Below are 10,879 nucleotides of genomic sequence, written 5' to 3'. Positions count from 1 at the left end.
TCTATAGCAGCGAGTGGCTCGAGCCGCTGGCCGAGGTGATGCAGCGCCTCGGCGCGCGCCACGTGCTGGTGGTGCACAGCCACGACGGGCTCGACGAGATCTCGCTGGCCGAGGCGACCGAGGTGGCCGAGCTGAAGGACGATACGATTCGCCGTTACCGCATCGAGCCGGAGGACTTCGGCATGGCGCGCCAGCCGCTCGACCGCCTGATCGTCGACGGCCCCGAGCAAAGCGTGGCTTGCGTGCGCGCCGCGCTGGGCGGCGAGCCCGGCCCGGTGGCCGACATGATCGCGCTGAATGCGGGGGCTGCGATCTACGCCGCGGATCTCGCCGAGGACCTGGTGGCCGGCATTGCCACCGCCCAGCGCCTGCTGGCCGAGGGCCGGGCGCTCGACAAGCTCGAGCAGCTGGTCGCCATGACCGGTTCCTGCGACTGACCCGGCGAGCTGCCGCCGCTTTTCCGAAAACGAGGCCCGGCCGGGCCTCCCGCAAGCGCTACAAGCCTATGAGCGACACCCCCGATATCCTGAAGAAGATCATCGCGCGCAAGCGCGTCGAGGTGGCCGCGGCCAAGCAGGTCGTCCCGGCGAGCGTGATGGAAGATCACGCCCGTTCCGCGGAGGCCACGCGTGGCTTCGAGCGGGCGGTCGCCGCGCGCGTCGAGGACAAGCGCCCGGCGGTGATCGCCGAAATCAAAAAGGCCTCGCCCAGTCGTGGCGTGCTGCGTGATCCGTTCGACCCGGTGGCCATCGCCAAGAGTTACCAGAAGGGCGGGGCAGCGTGCCTGTCGGTGCTGACCGACCGCGACTTCTTCCAGGGCGACGCCGAGTACCTCAAGGCCGCCCGCGCCGCCTGTCGCCTGCCGGTGCTGCGCAAGGACTTCATGATCGACCCCTACCAGGTCGACGAGGCCCGCGCGATGGGTGCCGACTGCATCCTGCTGATCGCCGCGGCGATCGACGACGAGAAGATGCGCGCCCTGCACGACCGGGCCCGCCACTGGGGCATGGACGTGCTGGTCGAGGTGCATGACCACGACGAGCTGCTGCGTGCGCTCAAGCTGGATACCCGCCTGATCGGCATCAACAACCGCGACCTGCGCAGCTTCAAGGTGAGCCTCGATGTCACGCTCGAGCTGCTGCACGACATTCCGGACGACCGGATCGTGGTCACCGAGAGCGGCATTCTCGGCGTCGAGGACGTGCGCCGCATGCGCAGCCACGACGTGCACGCGTTCCTGGTGGGCGAGGCGTTCATGCGCGCCGAAGAGCCGGGCGCGGCGCTGGCGGAACTGTTCGAACTCAACCAAGCCTAGGGGGCTTTGATGGAAGCACGAGTCAAGTGGGTCGACGGCATGGCGTTCATGGCCGAGGCCGACAGCGGTCACGGCATCGTGATGGACGGTGCGCCGGAGATCGGCGGGCGCAACGCCGGTCCGCGGCCGATGGAAATGGTCCTGATGGGGCTGGGCGGCTGCACCGCGATCGACGTGATGATGATCCTCGGCAAGCAGCGCCAGCCGGTCGAGGATTGCTGGATCGAGCTGTCGGCCGAGCGCGCCAAGGACAAGACGCCCAAGGTGTTCACCCGCATCCACACCCGTTACGTGGTGGTGGGCGAGGGCCTTGATCCGAAGAAGGTCGAGCGCGCCGTTAACCTCTCGGCCGAGAAGTACTGCTCCGTATCCGCGATGCTGCGCGACTCGGTGGAACTGACCCACGATTTCGAGGTCCGTTCTCCCGAGTAACGCGGCCGTGGTCGTGTCACCACAGTTGCCATCGGCGCGCTCCCCGAGCGCGCCGCGGGGCGTGGCAAAAGCGCGGATGGCGGTTTACACTTCGCCGCAATCAACAAGCGTCGGCTCAAGAGCGGTCGACCACCTTCCCACGCCCGGCCTGCTGAGGTCGGGCGCTTTGGTTTCTGTCAGGGGGTAGTCATGGGTGAACCGTCGGTCACCTTGCACGGGTTCAACAACCTCAGCAAGACGCTGAGCATGTCGATCTTCGACATCTGCTATGCCAAGACCCGGACGCAGGTCAACGAGTACATCGCGTACATCGACGAGGTCTACGACGCCGACCGGCTGACCCAGATCCTGACCGACGTCACCGAGATGATCGGGGCGAACATCCTCAACGTCGCCCGCCAGGACTACGAGCCGCAGGGCGCGTCGGTCACCATCCTCATCTCCGAGGAGCCGGTGATCGCCGAGGGCATCGACTACCACGAGGAGCCGGGCCCGCTGCCGGGCGACGACGAGCCGGCGCGCGATTCGGTGGTGGCGCACCTCGACAAGAGCCACATCACGGTGCACACCTATCCGGAAAGCCACCCGGAAAACGGCATCTCCACCTTCCGGGTCGATATCGATGTCTCGACCTGCGGGCGGATCTCGCCGCTACGGGCCTTGAACTACCTGATCCACAGCTTCGATTCGGACATCGTCACGCTCGACTACCGGGTGCGCGGCTTCACCCGCGACGTGCACGGCAAGAAGCACTTCATCGATCACGAGATCAACTCGATCCAGAACTACCTCGCCGAGGACACCCGCGAGCGCTACCAGATGATCGACGTGAACGTCTATCAGGAGAACATCTTCCACACCAAGATGCTGCTGAAGGACTTCGATCTGGACAACTACCTGTTCGGCCACGGCATCGACGAGTACGGCCCCGAGACCTGCACGCGCATCGAGAAGGCGCTGAAGAAGGAGATGTACGAGATCTTCTACGGCCGGAACCTCGCCGACGCCGACGTCCCCAGTAGCTGAGCCGGCCGGCTAGGATTTCGCCGCGGCAATCGACTCGGCGATCAGTTCCACCGGTTGTCTTACCTCGAGATCGGCGCCGGCGGCGAAGTGCGTGGCGCAGCCGACGTTGGCACTGACCACGGCATCCGGGCGGATGCTTGCGATCGATTCGAGCTTTGGCGCGCGCAGCCGCTCGGCCTCCTCCGGGTAGAGCAGGGCCTGCAGGCCGGCCGCCCCGCAGCAGCGTGCGTTGCCGTCGATATCGGTCAGCGTGAGTCTGGGAATCCGTTCCAGCAATTGCCGGGTCGCATCGGGTGACTTCAGGTGGTTTCGCTGGCTGCAGGGCGTGTGGACGGCGACGTGCTGATCCAGCGCGCCGAGCGCGGGCCACTCGTCGCTGGGGCGTTCGAGCAGCCACTCGGTGATCTCCCGCACCTTGATGCCGTGTTCCGTCTCCAGAGCCCCGAGTTCCGAGCGGCAGGCCGTGCCGACGACCGCGATCGTGTCGACGTCCTTGCCTGCAAATACGCGCGCGTTGCGCGCGCGAAGGCTGCTCGCCGCCGCCGGCTCCCCGCCGTGGGCGTGCATGGCGCCACAGCACACCTGGTCGCCGGGCGTGACCACGCGATAGCCCATCGCCCGCATCACGGATTCGGCTGCGCGCGCTGCCGGGGCGTTCATGGCTCCACCGGTGCAGCCGACGAACAGGCCGACGCTGCCGCGAGTCGGTTCGATGCCGGAGATAGGCGTGCCCACCGGGTCGGCCGGGCGGCGGGGCAGTGCCCGGCCAATCGGGCCGGCCAGACGCCGGACCATGCCGCCCAGCCCCAGACGCGTGGCCGTGCGGTACAGGCCAAAGGCCATGCCCAGTCGCCGCCGGCGGGTGAGCAGCTGGTCGCGCAGCAGGCGCCAGGGTTTCCCTTGCGCCCGCGGTCGTGCCTCGGGCGTTTCCGTTTGCGCCAGTCGGGCGCGACCGTTGTCGACCAGTCGGCCATAGCGGACCCCGGAGGGGCAGACCGTCTCGCAGGCGCGGCAGGTCAGGCAGGTGTCGAGGTGATGGCGGACGCTGGCGTCCGGCTCGAGGCCGCCCTGGCTGATGCCGAGCATCAGGCTGATCCGGCCGCGCGGGCCGTCGGCCTCGTTGCCGGTGAGCGAGAAGGTGGGGCAGTGGGGAACGCAGATGCCGCACATCACGCAGTCGAGGGCGTCGCGCTGGATGGCGTCGTCCAGTGAGGGTGGGGCGGTTGATGCGCGTGCGGCGGGCGCGTTGGGTGGCTGCGGCGTCATGTCGAGCAGATTGCAGCGGCGTGCCGGGGTGGTCAAGCCCGAGCGGATGGCGTTGCGGCGCCCGAGAAACCGAGTGTCACGCTGGGGGTTGCGTGCCTAGCGGTATTAGCATATACTGATTTCGTGAATTGCTTATCCTCCTTTGGTGGTTCTTGTTGTTGCCGGCGTCTGCCGGCATTTTTTTTGCCCACCTGAAAGGTATTCCGGTCGATTGCCGGCCGAGGTCCAGATTGGGCTTCGCATTTGGCGGCGACCCGTTTTATACTCCGCGGTTCTCCACGTTCGGGCCGGTTGCGAAATCGGCCTTGCGGGGTGCGTTGCCTTCGGGTAGACTTCGCGCCCTCTTGAAATCAATGTATCGCTTCTGGTTTGGGAGCTGTCGATCCATGAAAACCTATTCCGCCAAGCCGGCCGAGGTCAAACGCGACTGGTACGTCATCGATGCATCCGGCAAGACGCTGGGTCGCCTGGCTACCGAGGTCGCCCGTCGCCTGCGTGGCAAGCACAAGGCCGAGTACACCCCGCACGTCGATACCGGTGACTACATCGTTATCGTCAACGCGAAGGACATCAAGGTCACCGGCAAGAAGGCCGGTAACAAGATGTACCACTTCCACACCGGGTTCATCGGCAACATGAAGCACTTCACCTTCGAGAAGCTGATGGAGCGTTCCCCGGAGCGCGTCATCGAGCTGGCCGTGAAGGGCATGCTGCCGAAGAACGCTCTCGGCCGCCAGATGTACACCAAGCTCAAGGTCTACGCAGACGCTGAGCACAATCATCAGGCGCAGCAGCCCCAGCCGCTCGAGATCTAAGAGAGATTACCCATGGCAATGACTCAGAATTACGGAACCGGTCGTCGCAAGACATCCTCCGCACGGGTATTCCTGCGTCCGGGCACCGGCAACATCACCGTCAACGGCAAGAAGCTCGAAGACTTCTTCGGTCGTGAGACCGCCCAGATGGTCGTTCGCCAGCCGCTCGAGCTGCTCGAGCTGGGCGATAAGTTCGACGTGGTCGCCACGGTCGCCGGCGGCGGCCCGTCCGGCCAGGCCGGCGCCGTTCGCCACGGTCTGACCCGCGCGCTGATGGACTACGACGAAGCTCATCGTCCGAAGCTGCGCGAAGCCGGCTTCGTCACGCGTGACGCGCGTCAGGTCGAGCGTAAGAAGATCGGTCTGCGCAAGGCACGTCGTTCGGTCCAGTTCTCCAAGCGCTGATCCGAACCTCGCCACCGGCTTCGGCCGGTCGCAACGAAAAGCCCCGCCATCGTGCGGGGCTTTTGTTTTGTCTGCCGTTTCCTGCAGAGGCTTGCCTGGGTCGCGCCGCCGTCACCATAGGGCGACGTTGGTCATCGCGGCAGCGCGCTACCCGGCAGGCGGGGTGTCGCCTGGTGCCGCGTGTGGCTCAAGGTGGGTCTTGACCGCAGGCCTGCTGACGGCGCTTACTCCTCGAGCCTGACCCGGCCCAGGGTGTAGTCGCCGCCGTGATTTGTCATCACGAAGCCCTGGAAGGGGTCGCGTAGCCCGGTGTCCCGCGCGCTCAGCAGGTGCCGGTTGTCCACGTGGACCTGCATGCGTCCGTTCTCGTCGCGGCTCCAGGCGATGCGATGGAACCGCCCGTCTTCCAGGTCGAGCCTGCCGTCGTGGCGGGCGACGACCTCGGCGTTTCCGGAGATCAGCCTGACCAGGGTGAGTGCCGGCTGCGAGTCGGCCGAGTACACCAGGCGATAGCCGGTGCCGTCCGGGCGGTTTCCCTGGAAGAGTCCCAGCGAGACGCTGCCAGAACGCTGGCGGGAGGCGAGCTCCAGTTCCATCTGGAACGCATTATCGACCGGCGCGTTGACGAAGATCTGTGCCGGCTCGACAGGTCTGGGTGCCGCTTCTTGCCGGGTATTCGTCTGCTGATCGAGGATCATGCCCAGCACGGCCAGACCGATGTCCCCCGGGTTGTCGGAGTTGAGGTCGCGGGACCGGCGGTCGGCCTCCACGATGCTGCGCAATCCGTTCTGATCGACCTCGAAGTCACCGCTGAGCACCGTCCAGGGTGGGTTGCGACGGAAATCGCCGTCGCTGAAATCGTCCCGAAGCGTGACTCGGGGCGAGGCTGAGGCAACTTCCTCCTCCTTGGTTTCGCGCAAGCGTTTGAGCAGGTCGGCGGAAGGGCGACCATTCTGGGCCATGCCCATGTCGGCCTGGTACTCATAGATGGCATCGCGGGTCTGATGTCCCATGATGCCGTCCGTCGGGCCGGCATCGTAGCCGAGCCGATTGAGTTCGCGCTGAGTCCCGGCCACGACTTCCTGATCGGACAGGGAATGGACGTCAGGCTGTGATGCCCCGGTGCCCTGGTTCGATTGCCAGTCCCGCGCCGCCTGCTGCGCCCTGGCGACCTGGGAGGATGTCATGCGCTCGGCCAGCGCATCGCGCGCCTCCGCGGCGTGGCGGTGACCGCGGGCCGCGGCCAGGTTGTACCACTGGTGGGCCTGGACAAAGTCCTGGGTGGTGCCGTTGCCGGCCTCATACAGGCGGCCCAGCATGTATTGGGCATACGAATCGTCGCTTCTGGCGGCCTCCCGGAATTCCTGCAGGGCCTGCTGGTACCTCTGCTGCTCGAAGTGCTGCATCGCCTCGTTGTAACCGGCGCTGGCAGGCCCGATGGAGCCGAAGAGGATCAGGCTGAGTGCGACTGTCTTGAAGATCACGGTCATGCCTCCTGTCGGCGTGTTCGTGTCCGCAACATCAGGGTGCTGGGAAGGAGGGAGCGTTCGCTGCCTGTCTGACGGTCAGGCGGCGACCGCTACGGTTCGAGCGTAGCAGCAGGGTTGGCGTGACGCTGCGAGGGGCTGTGCCTGAACAGCAGTGTTGCGATCCCCGGCCGGGGACCTTGGACGCCGTTGCTGTGGGGGCCTGGTGTGCACAAAAAGAAAGGGCCGACAGCAGTGCCGTCGACCCGTTCTTTTCTCGATCCCGCCTTGATTTGCCGAGTCAGGAGTCCGTGGCGTTGGCCTCGCGGGTGGCCTCGAGCACCTGCTCGGCATCCGCCTTCTCCTTTTCCAGCCCCAGCTTGCCGTAGGCCTCGATCAGCAGTTCGAGTGCCGGAATGGTCGAGGTCGAGCCGTTGTACTTGTCCAGGGCGGCCTGGGCACGGTTGGCGGCGGCGAGCCAGGCTTGGCGGCGCATGTAGTACTGGGCGACCTGTACCTCGTGGCGGGCCAGCGCATTGCGCACGTCGATCAGGCGACGGCTGGCGTCATCGACATACTGGCTTTCGGGGTACTGCTGGACCAGTCGGGAGAAGGCGCGGTATGCCTCCTTGAGTACGGACTGGTCGCGCTTGGATAGGTCCGGCGGGGCGATCTTGTTGATCAGCGAGTCGCCGCGGCTCATGTTGGCCAGGCCCTTGAGATACAGGGCGTAGGCCACATGGTCACCTCGAGGGTGGAGCTGGATGTAGCGCTCCGCCGCGGCGATCGCGGAGTCGGGTTCGTCGTACTTGTAGTAGGCGTAGGCGACTTCCAGCTGGGCCTGCTCGGTGTAGGCACCGAAGGGATAGCGACCTTCGAGGGTCTCGAACTTCTTGATCGCCGTCTCGTAGTCGGCCCGCTGCATCGCGTCGTTCGCTTCCTGGTAGAGCTGGGCGGCCGAGGCGGTCGGGTCGGACAGGTCGACCCGGTCGTCGTCCCCCTTGGAGAACCAGGAGCAGCCGCTAGCGAAGGTGACCATGCCGGCGATCAGTGCCGCTCGTGCGAGTTGCCGGGTAAGGGAACGGCGGGTTGCCGGGCGGGGACGGTCGCGATGCTCGATCATGATCTGGATGTGGGGCCGCTTGCCGTTGGTGAGTGACCGCCTGCCCCGGCAGGCCGCGCCGTGCGGCGCGTTGATGGGGCGGGCGTTAACGGCTAATCTTCGCAGATCACTTAACAAAAACCAACCAGTTGCCGGACGGGTCCTCACCCGTCTTTTTCATGTCTCGACGAACCGCATCACAATGCGCTTTCGTCGCCATTCGATGGCGGATATAACGATATTGATGGAAGTAGAGCGTACCTTGCCGATTCCCACCGAGTTCGCCGGCATGCGACTCGACCAGGTGGCGGCTCAGCTGTGGCCCGACTTTTCCCGCAATCGGCTGCAGGGCTGGATCAAGGCGGGTGAACTGACGCTGGACGGCAAGAAGGCGCGTCCGCGCGATACCGTGCTCGGTGGCGAGACTCTGTCGCTGTCGGCCGAACTCGAGCAGCAGAGCGAGGACCAGCCGCAGGACATCCCGCTCGACATCGTTTACGAGGACGAGCACCTGCTGGTGGTCAACAAGCCGGTCGACCTGGTGGTGCATCCCGGGGCGGGCAATCCCGATGGTACGCTGGTCAACGCGCTGCTCCACCACAATCCGGACCTCGCGTTGTTGCCGCGTGCCGGTGTGGTCCACCGGCTGGACAAGCAGACCAGCGGACTGCTGGTGGTCGGCAAGACGCAGGCGGCCTACCAGGCGCTGGTGGCCGATCTTGCCGAGCGGCGCATCGGGCGTGAATATGATGCGGTGGTGGTCGGCCACGTGATTGCCGGCGGCACCGTGGACGAGCCCATCGGGCGGCACCCCCGCGACCGGCAGCGCCAGGCGATCGTGCCGCAGGGGCGGCCGGCGGTGAGTCACTACCGGGTGGTGGAGCAGTTCGGCGAGCACACCTGGCTGCGCGTGCGCCTCGAGACCGGCCGCACCCACCAGATCCGCGTGCACATGGCGCATATCCGCCATCCGATCGTCGGCGACCCGGTCTACGGCGGCCGGCCGCGGCTGCCGCCGGGTGCCGAGGACATGCTGGTCGACGTGTTGCGGCATTTCGGCCGTCAGGCGCTGCACGCCCGGCGCCTGACGCTGCGTCACCCCGAGAGCGGCGAGACGCTCTCGCTCGAGGCGCCGATGCCCGACGATATGGACGAACTGATCGAGCTGTTGCGTGACTACCGCGACGGCCATGACGAAGGAGAGGCCGAGGTTATCTATGTCCCGGATCCCGACTGACACCCCCGAAGGCAGTCGTTTCATCGAGGCCACCTGGCCGGCGCCGGGCGGGGTGCGTGCCGGCGTGACCACGCGGCTGGGTGGACACAGCCGCCCGCCATACGATGGCTTCAACCTGGCCCGGCACGTCGGTGATGATCCGCAGGCCGTCGCAGCCAACCGCGACGAGCTGGCGGCCATGCTCGACCTGCCGGAAGCGCCCCGCTGGCTGAATCAGGTTCATGGCACCACCGTGGTGGGCCCCGACGTGCCGACTGATTCGCCGGAGGGCGACGCGGCCTATACCGACCAGCCGGGCGAAGTGCTGGCGGTACTGACGGCCGACTGCCTGTCGGTCACGCTGGCCAGTCACGACGGCCGCGAGGTGGCCGTCGCCCATGCCGGTTGGCGGGGGCTTGCGTCCGGCGTGATCGAACGGACGGTCGACCGCTTTTCGGTGGCCGGCGACGAGCTGATGGCCTGGCTGGGCCCGGCGATCGGCCCGGCCCACTTTGAGGTCGGCGAGGAGGTGCGCGAGGCGTTCATGCGCGAGCATCCGGCGGACGCCTCGGCCTTCCGCACCGCCGCCGACCCGGGCAAGTATCACGCGGATCTGTTCGCCCTGGCCCGGGCGCGCCTGCGCCGCCAGGGGATCACGCGGGTCTTTGGCGGGGAGCGCGACACCTTCGCCCAGGACGACCTGTTCTATTCCTATCGCCGAGACCAGGGCGAGACCGGCCGCATGGCCACCCTGGTCTGGCGCGAGAAAGACTGACGAGAGGATTTCCGAGATGACAAAACCCTGGCTTCTGCTGACCCTGGTCGGGGCGGATCGGCCCGGCATCGTCGCCCAGGTCACCCGCGTGCTGTTCGGTGTGGGCGCCGAACTGGGCGAGACGGCCATGATGCGCCTCGGCAACCAGTTCGCCATCATGATGATGGTGCGTGGTGCCGGCACGACCGACGAGGTCGCCGGCCTGCTCGAATCGACCCGGGCCGACTTCGGGCTGAAGCTGCACGTCGACGAGATCGACGCGGCCCTGCACCAGCACCGCGAGCCGGATGTCTCCGTGATCGTCCACAGTGCCGATCGCAGCGGCATCGTCGCCGACGTCACCGCCGCGCTGCTCGAGGCAGGCATGAACATCCTCGACCTGCGCTCCGACGTGGGCGGCTCGGCCGACAAGCCGATCTACATCATGCAGATCGACGGCGAGACCACCGATGGCATCGAGCCGATCGAGCAGTGCGTGGCGCAACTTGCCGATCAGGGGCTGACCGTGCGGGTTACCCCGCTGCAGACGATGCGGGGGTGAGTGTGGAGCCGCTGCCGATTCTCACCTACCCGGACGAGCGCCTGAAGACCGAGTGCGAACCGGTCGAGCAGTTCGACCCGGAGCTGCGCGAATTCGCCGAACACCTGCAGTACACCGCGGACCAGGGGCCGTCGGCGGTCGGTATCGCCGCGCCGCAGGTCGGGCGCATGCAGCGTCTCTGCCTGGTCGATGCGACGCGTGCCAAGCGCCCGGTGGACAACCACGGCCCGCTGGTGCTGATCAATCCCGCGATCACCAACTGGAAGGGCTTTGCCGTCGGTCGCGAAGGCTGCCTGTCGATTCCCGACTACACCGGCAAGGTGATTCGTGCCGAGACCATCGAGCTCACTGCCCAGGACGTCGAGGGCCGCACCGTGACCTTCAAGATGAAGGGCTTCGAGGCCCGCATTGCCCAGCACGAGATCGATCACCTCGACGGCATCCTGTTCCTCGACCGGCTGGTCAGCCGTCACGCGGACCTGCGCGAGCGATAACCTGCTGACCCGGAACGCGTTCCGGG

The 10,879-nt window shown here is 66.5% G+C and carries 12 protein-coding genes and 1 pseudogene; 10 read left to right on the top strand and 3 right to left on the bottom strand.

Annotated elements, in window-relative coordinates; genetic code table 11:
• From trpD to speD, 4 genes and pseudogenes are all read left to right on the top strand, one after another.
• Positions 1-437: pseudogene (gene trpD, locus AWR35_RS03965) on the top strand (anthranilate phosphoribosyltransferase); the annotation flags it as partial.
• A gap of 68 nt (positions 438-505) precedes the next feature.
• Positions 506-1,315, top strand: a complete 810-nt coding sequence (gene trpC / locus AWR35_RS03960) for an indole-3-glycerol phosphate synthase TrpC (RefSeq protein ID WP_058574650.1) — start codon at positions 506-508, stop codon at positions 1,313-1,315.
• Positions 1,316-1,324: 9 nt separating this feature from the next.
• Positions 1,325-1,747: an OsmC family protein gene (locus AWR35_RS03955; RefSeq protein ID WP_058574649.1), complete on the top strand. Its 423-nt coding sequence runs from the start codon at positions 1,325-1,327 to the stop codon at positions 1,745-1,747.
• Between the two features lie 189 nt (positions 1,748-1,936).
• On the top strand, positions 1,937-2,773 hold the full coding sequence (gene speD, locus AWR35_RS03950) for an adenosylmethionine decarboxylase (RefSeq protein WP_058574648.1): 837 nt from the start codon (positions 1,937-1,939) through the stop codon (positions 2,771-2,773).
• A 9-nt stretch (positions 2,774-2,782) separates the two neighbouring features.
• Here speD and AWR35_RS03945 read toward each other — a convergent pair whose 3' ends face one another.
• Entirely contained in the window at positions 2,783-4,075 is a 1,293-nt protein-coding gene (locus AWR35_RS03945; protein WP_082663894.1) for a (Fe-S)-binding protein, read from the bottom strand.
• Between the two features lie 350 nt (positions 4,076-4,425).
• Between AWR35_RS03945 and rplM the strand changes: the two genes are divergently transcribed.
• Both rplM and rpsI read left to right on the top strand, forming a co-directional pair.
• Positions 4,426-4,854: a 50S ribosomal protein L13 gene (gene rplM / locus AWR35_RS03940; RefSeq protein WP_058574646.1), complete on the top strand. Its 429-nt coding sequence runs from the start codon at positions 4,426-4,428 to the stop codon at positions 4,852-4,854.
• Positions 4,855-4,866: 12 nt separating this feature from the next.
• Positions 4,867-5,259 carry a 30S ribosomal protein S9 gene (rpsI, locus tag AWR35_RS03935; RefSeq protein ID WP_058574645.1) on the top strand — a complete coding sequence of 131 codons (393 nt, stop codon included), beginning with the start codon at positions 4,867-4,869 and terminating at the stop codon, positions 5,257-5,259.
• Between the two features lie 224 nt (positions 5,260-5,483).
• On the opposite strand, the gene AWR35_RS03930 is transcribed toward rpsI, so the two are convergent.
• Positions 5,484-6,743, bottom strand: a complete 1,260-nt coding sequence (locus AWR35_RS03930; RefSeq protein WP_197408122.1) for a peptidoglycan-binding domain-containing protein — start codon at positions 6,741-6,743, stop codon at positions 5,484-5,486.
• Positions 6,744-7,026: 283 nt separating this feature from the next.
• Complete coding sequence (locus AWR35_RS03925; protein WP_082663893.1) at positions 7,027-7,848, bottom strand: outer membrane protein assembly factor BamD; 822 nt, start codon at positions 7,846-7,848, stop codon at positions 7,027-7,029.
• Positions 7,849-8,071: 223 nt separating this feature from the next.
• On the opposite strand from AWR35_RS03925, the gene rluD reads away from it, so the two are divergent.
• From rluD to def, 4 genes are read left to right on the top strand one after another with little or no spacing between them, the layout of a single operon-like run.
• Positions 8,072-9,064, top strand: coding sequence for a 23S rRNA pseudouridine(1911/1915/1917) synthase RluD (gene rluD, locus AWR35_RS03920; protein WP_058574642.1), 993 nt, complete (start codon positions 8,072-8,074; stop codon positions 9,062-9,064).
• Entirely contained in the window at positions 9,045-9,818 is a 774-nt protein-coding gene (gene pgeF / locus AWR35_RS03915) for a peptidoglycan editing factor PgeF (protein WP_058574641.1), read from the top strand. The genes rluD and pgeF overlap by 20 nt, the downstream gene beginning before the upstream one ends.
• A 16-nt stretch (positions 9,819-9,834) precedes the next feature.
• Positions 9,835-10,359: an ACT domain-containing protein gene (locus tag AWR35_RS03910; protein WP_058574640.1), complete on the top strand. Its 525-nt coding sequence runs from the start codon at positions 9,835-9,837 to the stop codon at positions 10,357-10,359.
• Positions 10,360-10,361: 2 nt separating this feature from the next.
• Positions 10,362-10,853 carry a peptide deformylase gene (def, locus tag AWR35_RS03905; RefSeq protein ID WP_058574639.1) on the top strand — a complete coding sequence of 164 codons (492 nt, stop codon included), beginning with the start codon at positions 10,362-10,364 and terminating at the stop codon, positions 10,851-10,853.
• Positions 10,854-10,879: the final 26 nt, after the last annotated feature.

Source organism: Guyparkeria sp. WRN-7, assembly GCF_001641825.1.
Lineage (GTDB): Bacteria > Pseudomonadota > Gammaproteobacteria > Halothiobacillales > Halothiobacillaceae > Guyparkeria.
The sequence above is the reverse complement of the archived record's forward strand: the minus strand, read 5'-3'. Positions and strand labels throughout refer to the sequence as shown.

Bases quoted from the DNA above. Each gene is read 5' to 3' on its own strand.
- trpC (WP_058574650.1), top strand. From the start codon at position 506: ATGAGCGACACCCCCGATATCCTGAAGAAGATCATCGCGCGCAAGCGC.
- AWR35_RS03955 (WP_058574649.1), top strand. From the start codon at position 1,325: ATGGAAGCACGAGTCAAGTGGGTCGACGGCATGGCGTTCATGGCCGAG.
- speD (WP_058574648.1), top strand. From the start codon at position 1,937: ATGGGTGAACCGTCGGTCACCTTGCACGGGTTCAACAACCTCAGCAAG.
- rplM (WP_058574646.1), top strand. From the start codon at position 4,426: ATGAAAACCTATTCCGCCAAGCCGGCCGAGGTCAAACGCGACTGGTAC.
- rpsI (WP_058574645.1), top strand. From the start codon at position 4,867: ATGGCAATGACTCAGAATTACGGAACCGGTCGTCGCAAGACATCCTCC.
- AWR35_RS03925 (WP_082663893.1), bottom strand. From the start codon at position 7,848: ATGATCGAGCATCGCGACCGTCCCCGCCCGGCAACCCGCCGTTCCCTT.
- rluD (WP_058574642.1), top strand. From the start codon at position 8,072: ATGGAAGTAGAGCGTACCTTGCCGATTCCCACCGAGTTCGCCGGCATG.
- pgeF (WP_058574641.1), top strand. From the start codon at position 9,045: ATGTCCCGGATCCCGACTGACACCCCCGAAGGCAGTCGTTTCATCGAG.
- AWR35_RS03910 (WP_058574640.1), top strand. From the start codon at position 9,835: ATGACAAAACCCTGGCTTCTGCTGACCCTGGTCGGGGCGGATCGGCCC.